The organism is Actinophytocola sp. (assembly GCF_036402745.1).
GTDB lineage: Bacteria > Actinomycetota > Actinomycetes > Mycobacteriales > Pseudonocardiaceae > Actinophytocola.
The window spans coordinates 1-14780 of sequence record NZ_DASWSJ010000387.1; the positions used below are offsets into that span (position 1 = coordinate 1).

The 14780-nt window shown below is 70.4% G+C and carries 15 protein-coding genes and 1 pseudogene; 9 read left to right on the forward strand and 7 right to left on the reverse strand.

What is annotated here, in order from left to right; translation table 11 throughout:
• The 3 genes and pseudogenes from VGD70_RS34450 to VGD70_RS34460 all read left to right on the forward strand — a co-directional run.
• Positions 1-624: pseudogene (locus VGD70_RS34450) on the forward strand (hypothetical protein); the annotation flags it as partial.
• A 123-nt stretch (positions 625-747) separates the two neighbouring features.
• A complete protein-coding gene (locus VGD70_RS34455; RefSeq protein ID WP_331088917.1) occupies positions 748-1179 on the forward strand; it encodes a hypothetical protein in 432 nt (143 codons plus the stop codon).
• Positions 1180-1593: 414 nt separating this feature from the next.
• Positions 1594-2091, forward strand: coding sequence for an inorganic diphosphatase (locus VGD70_RS34460; protein WP_331088919.1), 498 nt, complete (start codon positions 1594-1596; stop codon positions 2089-2091).
• 210 nt (positions 2092-2301) lie between these two features.
• Here VGD70_RS34460 and VGD70_RS34465 read toward each other — a convergent pair whose 3' ends face one another.
• Entirely contained in the window at positions 2302-3981 is a 1680-nt protein-coding gene (locus VGD70_RS34465; protein WP_331088921.1) for an MDR family MFS transporter, read from the reverse strand.
• On the reverse strand, positions 3981-4490 hold the full coding sequence (locus tag VGD70_RS34470; protein ID WP_331088923.1) for a MarR family winged helix-turn-helix transcriptional regulator: 510 nt from the start codon (positions 4488-4490) through the stop codon (positions 3981-3983). Before VGD70_RS34470 ends, VGD70_RS34465 begins: the two co-directional genes overlap by 1 nt.
• 261 nt (positions 4491-4751) lie before the next feature.
• Here VGD70_RS34470 and VGD70_RS34475 point away from each other — a divergent pair, with 261 nt between their 5' ends.
• Positions 4752-6335 (forward strand): glycoside hydrolase family 10 protein, encoded by a 1584-nt coding sequence (locus VGD70_RS34475; protein WP_331088925.1) that lies wholly within the window; start codon positions 4752-4754, stop codon positions 6333-6335.
• Positions 6336-6390: 55 nt separating this feature from the next.
• Here VGD70_RS34475 and glyA read toward each other — a convergent pair whose 3' ends face one another.
• From glyA to VGD70_RS34490, 3 genes are all read right to left on the reverse strand, one after another.
• The gene (gene glyA, locus VGD70_RS34480) at positions 6391-7653 is read right to left on the reverse strand and encodes a serine hydroxymethyltransferase (protein WP_331088941.1); all 1263 of its coding nucleotides are present in this window, start codon (positions 7651-7653) and stop codon (positions 6391-6393) included.
• A gap of 246 nt (positions 7654-7899) precedes the next feature.
• A complete protein-coding gene (locus VGD70_RS34485) occupies positions 7900-8304 on the reverse strand; it encodes a CGNR zinc finger domain-containing protein (RefSeq protein ID WP_331088927.1) in 405 nt (134 codons plus the stop codon).
• 3 nt (positions 8305-8307) lie between these two features.
• Complete coding sequence (locus tag VGD70_RS34490) at positions 8308-8733, reverse strand: 50S ribosomal protein L11 (protein WP_331088929.1); 426 nt, start codon at positions 8731-8733, stop codon at positions 8308-8310.
• Positions 8734-8808: 75 nt separating this feature from the next.
• On the opposite strand from VGD70_RS34490, the gene VGD70_RS34495 reads away from it, so the two are divergent.
• Together VGD70_RS34495 and VGD70_RS34500 are read left to right on the forward strand one after the other, a co-directional pair.
• Positions 8809-9588: a class I SAM-dependent methyltransferase gene (locus VGD70_RS34495; RefSeq protein ID WP_331088930.1), complete on the forward strand. Its 780-nt coding sequence runs from the start codon at positions 8809-8811 to the stop codon at positions 9586-9588.
• Between the two features lie 33 nt (positions 9589-9621).
• Positions 9622-10401 carry a hypothetical protein gene (locus VGD70_RS34500; protein WP_331088932.1) on the forward strand — a complete coding sequence of 260 codons (780 nt, stop codon included), beginning with the start codon at positions 9622-9624 and terminating at the stop codon, positions 10399-10401.
• Here VGD70_RS34500 and VGD70_RS34505 read toward each other — a convergent pair.
• Together VGD70_RS34505 and VGD70_RS34510 are read right to left on the reverse strand one after the other, a co-directional pair.
• Positions 10385-10906 (reverse strand): gamma carbonic anhydrase family protein, encoded by a 522-nt coding sequence (locus VGD70_RS34505; protein WP_331088934.1) that lies wholly within the window; start codon positions 10904-10906, stop codon positions 10385-10387. The genes VGD70_RS34500 and VGD70_RS34505 overlap by 17 nt on opposite strands.
• Positions 10907-10973: 67 nt before the next feature.
• Positions 10974-12056 carry a threonine aldolase family protein gene (locus VGD70_RS34510; RefSeq protein ID WP_331088935.1) on the reverse strand — a complete coding sequence of 361 codons (1083 nt, stop codon included), beginning with the start codon at positions 12054-12056 and terminating at the stop codon, positions 10974-10976.
• Between the two features lie 30 nt (positions 12057-12086).
• Here VGD70_RS34510 and VGD70_RS34515 point away from each other — a divergent pair, with 30 nt between their 5' ends.
• From VGD70_RS34515 to VGD70_RS34525, 3 genes are all read left to right on the forward strand, one after another.
• Positions 12087-12644: an HD domain-containing protein gene (locus tag VGD70_RS34515; protein WP_331088937.1), complete on the forward strand. Its 558-nt coding sequence runs from the start codon at positions 12087-12089 to the stop codon at positions 12642-12644.
• A gap of 137 nt (positions 12645-12781) precedes the next feature.
• On the forward strand, positions 12782-13594 hold the full coding sequence (locus VGD70_RS34520; RefSeq protein WP_331088943.1) for an SAM-dependent methyltransferase: 813 nt from the start codon (positions 12782-12784) through the stop codon (positions 13592-13594).
• A gap of 104 nt (positions 13595-13698) precedes the next feature.
• The coding region (locus tag VGD70_RS34525) for a cytochrome P450 (RefSeq protein ID WP_331088939.1) at positions 13699-14780 on the forward strand (1082 nt) is incomplete at its 3' end.

Here is a 14780-nt window from a genome sequence, read left to right on the forward strand (position 1 = left end):
GCCGCGGTGCTCGAGGCCTTCTCGGCAGAAGCAGCGGGCCAGCCACTCCCAGACTCGGCGCCGGACTCGTCCGAGGAACCCGAAGCCATGTCGGCTGAAGCGGCCCGCCAACCGCTCACCGACTCCGGGTCCTCAGCGGACTCCCCCGGAGTGCCCGAAATCCTCTCCGCAGAACCAGCCGGCCAGCCGCTCACCAGCTCGGCGCGATCGCCGGATACCTCCGAGGAACTCGAAGTCTGCTCGGCTGAAGCGGCCGGCCAGCCACCTACCGGCTCGGCACCCCCAGCCGACTCCGCCGAAGTGCCCGAAGGCTTCTCGGCGGAAGCAGCCGGCCAGCCACTCACCGGCTCAGCGCGATCGCCGGACTCATCCGAGGAACTCGAGGTCTCCTCGGCTGAAGCGGCCGGCCAGCCACCTACCGGCTCGGCGCCCTCAGCCGACTCCGTGTCCTCAGCCGACTCCCCCGAACTGCCCGAAACCTGCTCAGCGCGATCGCCGGACTCTTCCGAGGAACTCGAAGTCTTCTCGGCTGAGGCGGCCGGCCAGTCGGTTGCCGGTTCGGCGCCGTCGGCTGACTCTTCCGAGGAACTCGAAGGCTCGTCGACTGAGGTGGCCGGCGTCTGATTCTCCGGCGCGGCTCGGTCCTCGGTCTCGTCCGAGGTACTCGAGGTCCTGTCGGCTGAGGCGGCCTGCCACCACCTCTCTGGCTCGGTGCCTTCAGCCGACCTCTCCGAGATGCTTGAGTCGGTGGGCAAGCCGCTCACCGGCTCCGGGCCCTCAGCCGACTCCCCGGAAGAAGCCTCCTCGCCGGAAGAAGCCTCCTCGGCGGAGGAAGCCGGCCAGCCACTCTCCGGCTCGGCGCCTTCGGCCGGCTCCGCCGAGCTGGTCGAAGCCTCATCGGCTGGAGTGGCGGGACTCTGGCTCACCGGCTCGGCTCGGTCAGCGGTCTCGTCCGCGGAACTCGATGGCTCGTCGGCCGAAGCGGTCGGCCACCAGCCCTCCGGCTCGGCGCTCTCAGCCGACTCGCCCGACGTGCTCGGGACCTTCTCGGCTGGAGCGGCGGGCTCGTCGGTCGGTGGCTCGGTGGACTCGGTGGACTCGTCCGAGAGGCTCGGGGCTTCGTCAATGGCCGTGGTTGGGGCGTCCGCGTCGGCCGATTCTGCCGGGGTGCCGGGCTGAGCGGCGGCCTCGTCGGCTGGGGCGCTCGGCGGTTCGGGCTCGGTGGCCGGAGGCTGGTCGGCTGTGGGGCTCGCGGGGTCCGGTGTCTCGCCGCTGGTTGGCTCGGCGGGAGCGGGCGCCGGGGTGTCGTCGCTGGCAAGGGGCCCCTCGGGGGTGGGGCGGGACGGCACCTCGGGCACGGCGCGGGTGACCTGGCGGTTCGGGGCCAGCTCGGCTACCGGCCAGGTCAGCTGGGTCTTTGCCGGGGCAGGTGGGACCGGCAGTTGCTTGGTGGCGTCGTCTCGATGATCGTCGTCGGTTGTTGGCCAGACGTCGCCGTCCACTGACTGCGGCACATGCCCTCCCCTTGGTCTTGCCGGCGGTGGTCCACACTAGTGGGCATCGCGACACGACCTGACTTGAGCGAGGGGCAGCGTGGAGTTCGACGTCCTGATCGAAATCCCCAAAGGGGAGCGCAACAAGTACGAGATGGACCACGAGACGGGGCGCATCCGGCTGGACCGGACCCTGTTCACGGCCACCCAGTACCCGGCCGACTACGGCTACGTGGAGAACACCCTCGGTGAGGACGGCGACCCGCTCGACGCGCTCGTGCTGGTCCAGGAGCCGACCTTCCCGGGCTGCCTGATCAAGTCCCGCGCCATCGGCATGTTCCGCATGACCGACGAGAAGGGCGGCGACGACAAGGTCCTGTGCGTCCCGGCCGAGGACCCGCGCACCGAGCACCTGCGCGACATCCACCACCTGGCCGAGTACCACCGGCTGGAGATCCAGCACTTCTTCGAGGTCTACAAGGACCTGGAGCCCGGCAAGAGCGTCGAGGGCGCCACCTGGGTGGGCCGCACCGAGGCGGAGGCCGAGATCGTGCGCAGCTACCAGCGCCTGAAGGACTCCGGCCGCACCTTCCACTGACGCGCGGGACGGCGACGGCACCTTTCGTAGCGAGGCAGCCCGAATGACGCCGACGCCGACTCGGGGTCGCCAGCGCCGCCAGCTCGTCGGCCGGTGGCTCAAGCACTCCGCCGCCCGACGCGAGCGCGGGCCGAACCCCAGAGACGGGGCGGGCCCCGCACATCCGTGGATGCGCGGGGCCCTCACCTCCCCGGTTCTAGCGCCCGGTGGCTAGTGCACCGATGCCGGTGCGGCGGCCTCCGCGGCCTCGTCGTCGGCGGCGCGCTGGATGCCCGACTTGTCGGACAGCGGCACCTCCTTGAGGAACCACATCAGCGCGAACGCCACCAGCATCACGACCCCGCCGACCATGAACACCGTGTCGATCGAGTCGGCGAAGCCGACCAGGATCGGCCGGGCGAGCGTCGGGTCGAGGGTGTTCAGGAACTGGGTGTTGTTCAGGTCGAGCCCACCGCCGCCCTGCATGGAACGGGCGAAGTCCGGGTTCTGCTGTAGCGCGGCCAGGAACGCCGGGTCGGTGCGGACGCTGGCGAACGCGTCGGCGATCCGGTTGCCGACCACGCTGAACAGGATGGACAGGAACACCGCGGTGCCGACCGTGCCGCCGATCGAGCGGAAGAACGTGGCCGACGAGGTCGCGACGCCCATGTCCTTGGCCGGCACGTCGTTCTGGATCGCCAGGATCAGCGTCTGCATGCAGCCGCCGAGCCCGAGGCCCGCGATGCCCATGACCAGCATCGTCTGCCACAGCGGCGTGTCCACGCCGATCTGCGCGAACAGGAACATCGAGACCGAGACGAGGGCCAGCCCCATGAGCGGGAAGCGCTTGTACCGCCCGGTCTTGGAGATCAGGATGCCGCTGCCCATGGACGCGACCAGGATGCCCGCGGTCATCGGCAGCGTGAGCAGCCCCGACTCGGTCGGCGTGGCGTGCTTCACGATCTGCAGGTACAGCGGGAGCGACATCATCATGCCGAACATCCCGAGGCCCATCACGAAGTTGATCACGTTGGACAGCGAGAACACCGGCCGCCGGAACAACCGCATCGGCAGCAGCGCCTCGTCGCCCATCGCGCGTTCCACGAAGATGAACGCGGCGATGCCGACGGCCCCGATCCCGTACATCGCGAGCGACGCGCCCGAGGCCCAGCCCCACTGGCGGCCCTGCTCGGCCACGATCAGCAGCGGCACGAGAGCCGTCGTGAGCGCCGCGGCGCCCCAGTAGTCGACGCGGTGGTTGACCCGGGTGTGCGGCACGTTGAGGAACTTGGCCACGACGATCAGCGCGATGATGCCGATCGGCACGTTCACCAGGAACACCCAGCGCCACCCGTCGATCCCGGCGAAGGTGCCGGCACCGGCGAAGAAACCGCCGACCACAGGGCCGGCCACGCTGGAGACGCCCCAGATGCCCATGAAGTAGCCCTGGTAACGACTGCGCTCCCGCGGCGAGACGATGTCCGCGATGATCGCGAGCGCCAGCGACATCAGGCCACCGGCGCCGAGGCCCTGGACCGCGCGGAACGCGGCGAGCTCGTACATCGAGTTCGAGATCCCGGACAGGACCGAGCCCGCCAGGAACAACGAGATGGAGGTCAGGTACATCGGCTTGCGCCCGAAGATGTCGGACAGCTTGCCGTACAGCGGTGTGGAGATCGTGGCGGTGATCAGGTATGCGGTGGTCACCCAGGCCTGGATGGTCTGGCCGTGCAGCTGGTCGGCAATCGTCTTCGTGGCCGAGGCCATGATGGTCATGTCGAGCGCGGCAAGGAGCATGCCGAGCATGAGCCCGGCGAGCACGGTCATGATCTCGCGGTGCGAGAGCGCGGCCCGTCCCCCCGTGGACGGTGCGTCCGCCTCGGGCACGGCGCGCGAGGCCGGTTCGGACATCAGTTCTCCCCTTCGGAACGCGTTTTCACGCATTCGTTCATCAACATCGGTAGCGAGCGCTCGTGGTCGGTGACGAAACGCTCGAGCAACTCCAGGAAGTGGGACACGTCGTCGGGATCCCACTGCCGTACGACCTGAGCGAGCGCCAGCCCTAGCCGGCGGCGCTGCTCCTCCAACAGTGCGAGACCACGCTCGGTGTGGGCGAGCACGCTGGCCCGCCCGTCCTCCGGGTCCGCCCGGCGCTCGATGAGGCCGTCGCGGACCATGGCCGCGACCTGCCTGCTGACCGTCGAGGGATCGGAGTGCACCGCCGCGGCGAGCTCGCTCGACCTGCTGGGACCGTGTACGACCAACGCTTTCAGCAGGAAGATCGTCGAGCGGTCGACCCCCGACTTGCTCATCCGATTACTCAGGCTCGCCTGCTGCTTGCCGAGGCCGAACATAGCCCCGGCCAGCCGATGACCGCACTCGATTTCCCACTCGGTCAGCTCGCCGGTCGGCACGTCCATACCCGGTGCGACCACGACCGCTCTCTCCTGTTGCTTGCATCATCCAATTAGTTGCTAGATACAAGCATGCACCTTGCCCTGGCCGGTGTGCAAGCGCGGTCAACCGTGACTCGAGTCTCACACTACCCCCGCTGACGTGCGCAAACATCAGGAAGTGGACATACCCGACGATCAACTGTCGTGAACAATTCAGACCGATCGCCGCTAACTCGTGAGGTTTCCACGGTTTACACAGGGGGTGGAAGGCGACAAACTTCTCGGATGCGTCTCCAGCGTCTCCTCGGCAGCCTTCTCGGCGCGGCGCTCGTCGTCGGCGCCCTGAGCGCCCCGCCCGCGACCGCCGCGGAGCCCGCGCGGACCGGCGGGCCGACGTGCCCCGCGCCCGACCCGGCGACCCCGAAACAGCAGCTGCGCGCGGAGTGGATCGCGAGCGTCACCAACATCGACTGGCCCTCGCGCACCGGGCTCACGGCCGACCAGCAGAAGGCCGAGCTCGTCGGCTGGTACGACGAGGCGGTCGCGCTGGGCCTCAACGCGGTCGTGGTCCAGGTCCGGCCGACGGCCGACAGCTTCTGGCCCTCGCCGCTCGAGCCGTGGTCGCGGTGGCTGTCCGGCCAGCAGGGCGTGGACCCGGGCTACGACCCGCTCGCGTTCGCGGTGGCGCAGGCGCACAAGCGGAACCTGGAGTTCCACGGGTGGTTCAACCCGTACCGGATCTCGATGAACACCGACGTCAGCCAGCTCGTGCCGACGCACCCGGCGCGCCTGCACCCGGACTGGGTGATCCCCTACGGCGGCAAGCTCTACTACGACCCGGGCCTGCCGGAGGTCCAGAAGTTCACCGTCGACGCGATCATGGACGCGGTGCGCCGCTACGACATCGACGCCTTGCACTTCGACGACTACTTCTACCCCTACCCCGTGGCGGGCCAGACGTTCGCCGACGGGGACACCTTCGCCCGGTACGGCGGCGCCTTCGACAGCCTCGCCGACTGGCGCCGGGACAACATCGACAAGCTGATCTCCGGGCTGTCGAGCGCGATCCGGGCGGAGAAGCCGTGGGTGCGGTTCGGCGTCAGCCCGTTCGCCATCTGGCGCAACGCCTCGACCGACCCCGAGGGCTCGCCCACGCAGGGTGGCGTACAGACCTACGACGACCTCTACGCCGACACCCGGAAGTGGGTGCGCGAGGAGTGGATCGACTACATCGTGCCGCAGGTGTACTGGAACATCGGGTTCACCGTGGCGGACTACGCGAAGCTCGTGCCGTGGTGGTCGGACGTGGTCGCGGGCACCGACGTGGCGCTGTTCGTCGGGCAGGCGAACTACAAGGTGGCCGCCCCCGCGCAAGGACCGCCGTGGCAGGACCCGACCGAGATGAGCAAGCACCTGACGTTCAACCGCTCCTACCCCGAGGTCGGCGGCGACATCTACTTCTCCGCCGCGCAGGTGCGGGCGAACAAGCTCGGGCACATGTCGATCGTGAAGGCCGACCACTACGGCCGGCCCGCCGTGCCGCCGACCGCGGGCCGGCTCGTCGCGGCGGGACCGCGGCCGCCGGTGATCGCCCTGTCCGGGCGGACCGCCGAGGGGGTCCGGCTGCGGTGGGCCGGCACCGACAAGCGGTCGACCTCGTACGCGGTGTACCGGGTCGCCGGTCGCTGGACGCCGTGCTCGGCGGTGGACGGGCGCAATCTCGTCGGTACGGTCCGCGCGGGGAACGAAACCCTTCAGTCCTTTGTGGACCGCACGGCGGCGCGCGGGACCGCGTACACCTACGCGGTCACGGCGTTGGACCGCTCGCACAACGAGAGCCCGGCGAGCCTGCCCCGGCAGGTGCGCTGACGACGGACGGCGCCTGTGGGGCACACCCACAGGCGCCGTTCGGCAAAGCCGTGGCTCAGGCCCAGCCGGGCATCGGGTAGTCGGCGAGCAGCTCGGCGACCTCGCTGGCCACCGCGCCGATCGCGACCTCGTCGCCCTCGTTGGCGGCGGTGATCGCGCGCTCCATCCACTCGGCCACCTGCGGCATCTGCTCGACGCCCAGCCCGCGGGTGGTGATCGCCGCGGTGCCCAGCCGCACGCCGGACGGGTCGAACGGCTTGCGCGGGTCGAACGGGACGGTGTTGTAGTTCAGCTCGATGCCCGCCCGGTCCAGCGCCTTCGCGGCCGGCTTGCCGCCGATGCCCTTGTTGGTGAGGTCGGCCAGGATCAGGTGGTTGTCGGTGCCCCCGGAGACCAGGTCGAAGCCGCGCCCGAGCAGGGCGTCGGCGAGCGCGGCGGCGTTGGCGACGATGCTCGCCGCGTAGTCGCGGAACGACGGCCGCGCGGCCTCGGCCAGCGCGACCGCGATCGCGGCGGTCGTGTGGTCGTGCGGGCCACCCTGCAGGCCGGGGAAGACGGCCTTGTCCAGGGCCTTCGCGTGCTCGGCGTCGGACATCAGCATCGCGCCGCGCGGGCCGCGCAGCGTCTTGTGCGTGGTGGTGGAGATGACCTGCGCGTGCCCGACCGGCGAGGGGTGCGCGCCGCCGGCGACGAGCCCGGCGATGTGCGCGATGTCGGCGACGAGGACGGCGTCGACCTCGCGGGCGATCTCGGCGAACGCGGGGAAGTCGATGGTGCGCGGGATCGCGGTGCCCCCGCAGAAGATCAGCTTCGGCCGCTCGGCCAGGGCCAGCTCGCGGACCTCGTCCATGTCGATGCGGCCGGTGTCCTTGCGCACGCCGTACTGGACGGCGTTGAACCACTTGCCGGTGGCGGAGACGCTCCAGCCGTGGGTGAGGTGGCCGCCGGCCGGCAGGGCCATGCCCATGATGGTGTCGCCGGGGGCCGCGAGCGCCAGGTAGACGGCGAGGTTGGCGGGCGAGCCGGAGTAGGTCTGCACGTTGGCGTGGTCGACGCCGAACACGGCCCTGGCCCGCTCGATCGCGAGGAGCTCGACCTGGTCGATGAACTGCTGGCCTTCGTAGTACCGCTTGCCGGGGTAGCCCTCGGAGTACTTGTTGGTCAGCACGGTGCCGGTGGCCTCGAGCACGGCGGTGGACACGTAGTTCTCCGACGCGATCAGGCGCACCTTCTCGAACTGGCGCTTGGCCTCACCCTCGATGAGCTGCGCGAGGTCCGGATCGGCGGCGGCCAGGTGCGGGATCGCCGGCTGGTGCATTGGGGGTGCCTCCATCAACACTGTCTTAGGGCCCGACCCAGAGCACACTATCGGCCCTGCTCCCCCAGCCGTGCTCGCAGGTCACGCACGACCCGGCGACCTCGGCCGCGTCGCCGAGCGGTACGTCCGGCGTACGCGTGCCGGCGCGGCTCGACCACGAGGTGCCCGAGCCAGCCCGGCGCGTCCGGCGACACGTGGTGACGACGGCGGGTGACGAGGTGCTGGTCGAGATCCACCCGGCCGCGGTCAAGCCAAGAAGACGCCGAGTACGCGGTGGCGCGGCCGGTGCCGGGTGCACCAGCGGCGGGTGCGGCCGTTGGTGCGGTCGAGGAAGGGCTCGGCGCACGTCTCGCACGGCTTGATCCTCGACCAGCCCGCCACCGCCACCAGCGCCACCAGGCCGCCGGCCGCGGTGGCGAGCTCGCTCGGCTCCCCGGTCGCGTCGACGTGCACCACCCGCCAGCCGTCCTGGCCCGGACACAGCCGCGGGCTCACGCCGAGCCCGGCGAGCAGGGTGTTCAGCCGCGCGGTGGCGAGCGGCTCGTCGGGCAGCGCGGCGACCACGGTGGACAGTCCCGACGCGAGCAGCCGCTCGGCGCTCGCCAGCGCGGGGTCGAGGGCACGGAAGGGCGGCACCGCCGCCGGTCTCATCGTCTAGTCCTCTATAGACACTCCCATCGATCGGGCGGTGCCGGCGATGATGCGCATCGCCGCGTCGAGGTCGTCGGTGTTGAGGTCGGGCAGCTTCCGCTCGGCGACCGCACGCAGCTGCGCGCGGGTCAGCCGGCCGGCGCTGTCGTGGCCCGGTCGCGGGGATCCCTTGCCGCCCAACGCCTTCTTGATGAGGAACGCCGTCGGCGGCGTCTTGAGGCGCAGCTCGAAGCTGCGGTCCTCGAAGACGGTGACGACGGCGGGCATGAGGTCCCCGCGCTGGTCGGCGGTGCTCGCGTCGTAGGAACGCTTGACCTCGACCAGGTTCACGCCGGTCTGGCCGAGCATCTTGCCCAGGTCCATCATCGGCGCGTCGCCCGCGGTCATCTCGATGGTGACCTGGAAGGTCTGCTTCTTCTTCGGTGGCATGCCGCTGACGCTAAGAGCTGACGTTACGTGAAACTCAAGCGCGATTTCCGCGGCCGGTCGCTACCGTGTCGGAGCATGCTGGATCGCGACGTGCACGCCTACTACGACCGCGGCGGTGAGCGGACCCGACTCGACGGGACGCTGGAACTGTTGCGTACCAAGGTGTTGCTCGACCGGCTGCTGCCCGCGCCGCCCGCCGCGGTGCTCGACGTCGGCGGCGCGTTCGGCGTGTACGCGTCCTGGCTCGCCGAGCGCGGCCACCAGGTGAAGATCGTCGACCCGGTGCCGCTGCACGTCGAGTCCGCGCGGGCCGACGGGATCGCGGCCGAGCAGGGCGACGCACGCCACCTCGCCGAGGCCGACGGGAGCTGGGACGCCGTGCTGCTGCTCGGCCCGCTCTACCACCTGCTCGACCGCGCCGACCGGATCCGCGCGCTCGCCGAGGCGCGCCGGGTGGTGCGGCCGGGCGGCGTCGTGCTTGGCGCGACGATCAGCCGCTGGGCGTCGATGTACGAGGTGCTGTTCAACGGGATGGCCGACGTTCTAGGCTTCACGGACATGGTGGGCGCCGACCTCGAGACCGGCACGCGGCGGGACACGGTCGACCTCGCGGACGGCTTCACCACCGTGTACTTCCACCGCCCGGACGAGCTGCCCGGCGAGGTGGCCGACGCGGGCCTGTGCCTCGACGGGCTGTACGCCGTCGAGGGCATGGCGCACTGGATGCCCGGCCTGGCCGCCCGGCTGTCCGATCCGGACGGCCGGGCGCTGGTGCTGGAGCTCACCGCCCGCACCGAGCGCGAACCCTCGACGCTCGGCGCCACCGCGCACGTGCTGGTCGCCGCGCACCGGTGAAACCCGGTTGCCGCGTGTGCTGGACTGGTCGGCATGGATCGCGAGGCCGCGCTGGCGGCGTTCGACAAGCAGCTGCGCAACGTCGTGCGGCCGAGCCTCGGCGGCGGCCGGTTCGAGCGGGCCGGCAACGTGATCCGCTGCCTGAACCCGACGCCCAACGGCTGGAACGGCGTCGAGTGGGCCGACCTGACCGAGTCGAACGCCGACGAGGTGATCGCCGAGCAGATCGCGTTCTTCACCGGCCACGGCCGGTCGTTCGAGTGGAAGTTCTACGCCTACGACCGGCCCGCGGACCTGCCGGACCGGCTGCGCGCGGCCGGTTTGGCGCCCGGCGAGGAGGAGGCCCTCATGGTCGCCGCGGTCGAGGACATTCCGACCGACCTGCCGGTCCCGGAGGGCATCGAGCTGCGCACGGTCACCGACGACGCCGGCCTGGAGCTGTCCAAGCGGGTGCACGACGAGGTGTTCGGCGGCGACCACGGCCCGATGATCGCCGGCATGCGCGACCGGCTGCGCACCGACCCGGACGCGCTCGCCGTCGTGCTCGCGATGGCCGGCGACGAGCCGGTGTGCGCGTCGCGGGTCGACTTCCACGCGGGCACCGACTTCGCGAGCCTGTGGGGCGGCGGCACGCTGCCGCGGTGGCGCCGGCGCGGCATCTACCGCGCGATGGTGGCCTACCGCACCCGGCTCGCCGCCGAGCGCGGCTTCACCTACCTGCGGACCGACGCGCTGCCCACCAGCCGTCCGATCCTGGAGAAGCTCGGCTTCGTCCGGATCAGCACGACGATCCCGTTCACCCCGCCGGCGTGATCCCGTCGCGGTGCCGGCGCGCCAGCTCCTGGTAGATCGACGGGTTGCCGTCCACCCACGCCTTGGCGTCGCCGGAGAGCGGCACGAACCGCTTGGCCGGCGAGCCGAACGCCACCGTCTCCGGCGGCACCGCCGAGCCGGGCGTGACGGTCGAGCCGGCCGCCACCATCGCGCGGGCGCCGACCACCGCGCCGTCGAGCACGGTGGCGCTGTTGCCGATGAGCGCCTCGGCGCCGATCGTGCAGTGGTGGACCATGCACAGGTGGCCGATGGTGGCGCCCGGGCCGACCTCGCAGCTGCCCTCGCCGACGTGGATCACCGAGTTGTCCTGCACGTTGGCCCCGGCCCGGATGACGACCGCGCCGAAGTCGGCGCGGATCACGACCCCGTACCAGACCGAGGCGCCGGCCTCGACGGTCACGTCGCCGATCAGCGTGGCGGTCGGCGCGATCCAGGCGTCCGGGTGGATCGTCGGGCTCTTGCCCTCGAAGGCGAACAGCGGCATGCCGACACCGTAGGTCAGCCGGCCGCGAGCACCGCGTCGACCGGCGCCCTCGATCATGGCCGCCGGCCTAGGCATCCTCCCGCTCGGCGCGCTTGACCAGCTCGCGGATCAGCGCGGCGGCCTCGTCGGGGGCGAAGGCCATCGCGTTCTCGCCGACGCTGACCTCGAACATCGCGTGGTTCGGCAGCGGCTGGCTCCGCACGTAGGAGAAGACCTGGACGCCGTGCGCCTCGATGATCTCGTCGCGCGCTCGCTGCGCGGCGGCCGGTGCGACCGGTAGGTGCACGTGGAACATCGGCGTCTGCGGCGGGCTGGGCAGGACCGTGGCGACGCCGTCGGCGGTGACGGCGCGCGCGATGGCGACGGCGTGGTCGCGGAACGCGGGCATCCGGTCGAGCTGCTCGTCGAGCCCCATGAGCGCGGCGACCGCCAGCGGCCAGGCGTCCGGGATGGCGCCGCCGAGCCGCCGGCGCCACACGGCGGCCTCGTCGATGACGTCGGCCGGACCGGCGAGCACGGCCCCGCGGACGCCTTCGAGTCCTTTGTAGAGCGAGACGTACACGGTGTCGAACAGCGCGGCGATCTCGGCGTGCGGGCGGTCGTAGTAGGGCTGCGCCTCCCAGAGCCGGGCGCCGTCGAGGTGCGCGGCGGCGCCGTGCTCGTGGGCCCAGCCGACCTGCGCGGTGAGGTCGTCCCAGGTGGGCAGGAGGCCGCCGATCTCGCGCTGGGGCAGCTCGAGCAGGAGCGCCGCGGGTGGCTCGCCGACCTGCGTGAGGTCGTCGATGGTGAGCAGCCGGTTCCGGTCGCCGGCGGCGAGGAAGCGCAGCCCGTGGACGGCGGCGTACCCGTGCTCCTCCCAGAGGTGCAGGTGGTTCTGCGGGTGCGCGGCGAACGCCCGGCGGCCGGTGCGCTCGGCGTGGATGCGGAGGGCGACCTGCTGGGCCATGGTGCCGGTGGGGAAGAACAGGGTCTTGGGCTTGCCGAGCAGCTCGGCGAGCCGCCGCTCCAGCTGCGCGACCGGCGCGTCGTCGCCCCAGAGCGGGGTGTCCGGCGGGAGCCAGTCGAGCATCCGCGCCACCATGACCTGCGGCCGACGCCGCAGCGGAGCGTGGTTGACGAGCGACCGCCGGATGTCCTGTTCACCGCTCATGAGCATTTCTCCCAACCTAGGCTCGACCTCATGCTGCAGACATTCGAGGCAACGGACTGGCCGACCCTGCGACCAGCCCTATCCCTACCCGAAGCCGACCTGCGCCGCCTGGACGAGGCTGTCGAGTTCGCGACCCGATGGCACGCCACCCAAACCCGCCCGGCCGGCGAACCGTACGTAGAACACCTGCTGGAGGCATTGTCGGTCCTGGTAGCCGTGAAGACGACCGATATAGACACCCTTCGCGCCGCGGTCCTACACGACGTAGTGGAAGACACGAACTGCACCCTGGCGGAAGTCGAAGAAACCTTCGGCCCCCGAGTAGCGACCTTGGTCGACTGGGTGACAAAGACCGATGACCGAGAGGCCTACCTGCAACGCCTCCAAGAAGCCCCACCAGAAGCCCGACTGGTGAAACTGGCAGACCGCCTGAGCAATGTCCAAAGGCTGAACACCCACCCCAGACCAGAGAAGCAACGCACGTACTACGCGGAAACAGTGCGCTCGATAGTCCCCCTGGCCAACAATCACCCGTGGTTCAAAGACTGGTTCAAGACCTGGGAGAGGACCTTCGCCCACTTGAGTTAGAAAGAGAGAAAGTGGCTGGCCGACGATTCACCATTTCCGGTCGAGCGCAATATCGGAGAAGCCCTGTCGCGACGGGTCCGATACGCTCGGATTGGTAACAATGTGCCGTTGTCGATCGGATAACCGGTGGGGTGGGCATGGGCGAGTCGCCAGAGGCGCCGAGCATCGCGCGGATGTACGACTTCTACCTCGGCGGCACCCAGCACCGGGCCGTCGACCGGGAGGCCGCCCGCGAGGCGCTGGCTCTGCGACCGGAGCTCGTCGACCTCTCCAAGGCCAACCGCGCTTTCCTGGGCCGTGTCGTGCGGTTCCTCACCGGCGCCGGGATCCGGCAGTTCATCGACATCGGCGCGGGTCTGCCCACTCAGGACAACGTGCACCAGGTCGCCCAGCGGATCGCCCCCGGCACCAGGGTCGTCTACATCGACAAAGACCCCGCGGCCGTCGAGCGCGGACAGGCCCTGCTGGAGGGGTCGGACACCGCTCGCGTCATCGAAGGCGACCTGCTCGACCCACCCGCCCTCCTGTCCGACCCGCGGCTGCGGGAGCTGATCGACCTGGACCGGCCGGTGGCGGTGCTGGTCCTGGCGATACTGCACTTCATCCCCGACGACAACCGCATCCGCGACGCGCTCCGACACCTGGTCGACGCCGTCGCACCCGGCAGCCACCTCGCCATCTCGTGCGGGATATCCGAGGGATTGGGCGATGACGCGCGATCGCTGACGTCGCTCTACCAAGGCGCCTTCAGCACCGGCCGCTCGATTGCCGATGTGCACGGCTTTTTCGCCGGGGTGGAGTTGGTGGATCCGGGAGTGGTGACGTTGCCGTTGTGGCACCCGGACGGCCGCGTCCAGGACTTCCGGCCCGAGGAGATGCGAATCGTCGGCGGCGTCGGCCGCAAGCCGGTCGTCGACCGGGAATTTCCGGTTCCGTCTTCCGAAGCATGAACCGCGGTTGAGGCGCGAGTGAGCATTTCAGCGTAATCGCGCGGCGCGGTTGCCGTGCGACCCTCATGACGACGCCGCACAAAGCCGACGTGTGAGGAGCACTCATGGGTCATTCGGACAAAGTCGCGCACGAGTCTGTTTCCGCGCCGGATACCGACCTCGCGTCCAGCGGAAAGATCCCCACCGCGCGGGGCGCGCTGCCGTTGGTCGGACACGGGCTGCCGATGCTGCGCCGAGCCCCGGAGTTTCTCGCCGAACTGGCGGCGCAGGGCGATCTGGTGAGGATCAGGATCGGGCCGGCCCCGGCGGTCATGGTGTGCGACCCGGAGTTGACGCACCAGGTGTTACGCGACGACAAGACCTACGACAAGGGCGGCCCGTTCATCAGCGTGGTCCGGGACATCGCCGGGGACAACCTGGTCGGCTGCCCGCACTCGCAGCACCGACGGCAACGCCGCCTGCTGCAGCCCGCTTTCCAACAGAACCGATTCCCCGAGTACGCGAAGACCATGTCCGCCGAGATCGCCGAACGCGTCGACGCCTGGCACGAGGGGGAGGTGCTCGACGTGCCGGCGCAGATGGCGATGCTCACGACGAACGTGCTCACCTCCACGATGTTCTCCGACACCCTCACCGAGGCCGAGCTGCGCCAGTCCAAGCGCGATCTCGACACCATCATGGACAGCGTGCTGACGCGCATGCTGATGGCCGGCCCGCTGAGGAGGCTGCCGATCCCGGCCAACCGCCGCTTCGAGCGGGCGCGGGCGCGGATCCGGCGCACGGTCCTCGGCATCGTGGCCACCCGCCGCGCCGAGGGCGGTGACAGGGGCGACCTGTTGTCCGCTCTGCTGTCCGCGCACGACACCGAATCCTCGGGCGCGCACCAGGTGCTGTCCGACGCCGAGATCGCCAACCAGATGATGACCTTCCACATCGCCGGCACCGAGACCATCGCGATCACCCTGACGTGGGCGTTGCACCTCGTGGCCGCCCACCCCGACATCGAACGCCGCCTGCACGACGAGGTCGACACGGTCCTCGCCGGCCGCACCGCCACTCACGACGACCTGTCCCGATTGGAACTGACCAATCGGATCGTCACCGAGACACTGCGCATCCGTGCACCGGTCTGGCTGCTCACCCGCAAGGTCACCACCGACACCCGCCTGGGCGGATACCACCTGCC

What these genes read in the sequence shown, in the direction of transcription:
- VGD70_RS34465 (WP_331088921.1), bottom strand. Translation starts at nt 3,981, where the DNA reads ATGTCCGAACCGGCCTCGCGCGCCGTGCCCGAGGCGGACGCACCGTCC.
- VGD70_RS34470 (WP_331088923.1), bottom strand. Translation starts at nt 4,490, where the DNA reads ATGGACGTGCCGACCGGCGAGCTGACCGAGTGGGAAATCGAGTGCGGT.
- VGD70_RS34475 (WP_331088925.1), top strand. Translation starts at nt 4,752, where the DNA reads ATGCGTCTCCAGCGTCTCCTCGGCAGCCTTCTCGGCGCGGCGCTCGTC.
- glyA (WP_331088941.1), bottom strand. Translation starts at nt 7,653, where the DNA reads ATGCACCAGCCGGCGATCCCGCACCTGGCCGCCGCCGATCCGGACCTC.
- VGD70_RS34485 (WP_331088927.1), bottom strand. Translation starts at nt 8,304, where the DNA reads ATGAGACCGGCGGCGGTGCCGCCCTTCCGTGCCCTCGACCCCGCGCTG.
- VGD70_RS34490 (WP_331088929.1), bottom strand. Translation starts at nt 8,733, where the DNA reads ATGCCACCGAAGAAGAAGCAGACCTTCCAGGTCACCATCGAGATGACC.
- VGD70_RS34495 (WP_331088930.1), top strand. Translation starts at nt 8,809, where the DNA reads ATGCTGGATCGCGACGTGCACGCCTACTACGACCGCGGCGGTGAGCGG.
- VGD70_RS34500 (WP_331088932.1), top strand. Translation starts at nt 9,622, where the DNA reads ATGGATCGCGAGGCCGCGCTGGCGGCGTTCGACAAGCAGCTGCGCAAC.
- VGD70_RS34505 (WP_331088934.1), bottom strand. Translation starts at nt 10,906, where the DNA reads ATGCCGCTGTTCGCCTTCGAGGGCAAGAGCCCGACGATCCACCCGGAC.
- VGD70_RS34510 (WP_331088935.1), bottom strand. Translation starts at nt 12,056, where the DNA reads ATGAGCGGTGAACAGGACATCCGGCGGTCGCTCGTCAACCACGCTCCG.
- VGD70_RS34515 (WP_331088937.1), top strand. Translation starts at nt 12,087, where the DNA reads ATGCTGCAGACATTCGAGGCAACGGACTGGCCGACCCTGCGACCAGCC.
- VGD70_RS34520 (WP_331088943.1), top strand. Translation starts at nt 12,782, where the DNA reads ATGGGCGAGTCGCCAGAGGCGCCGAGCATCGCGCGGATGTACGACTTC.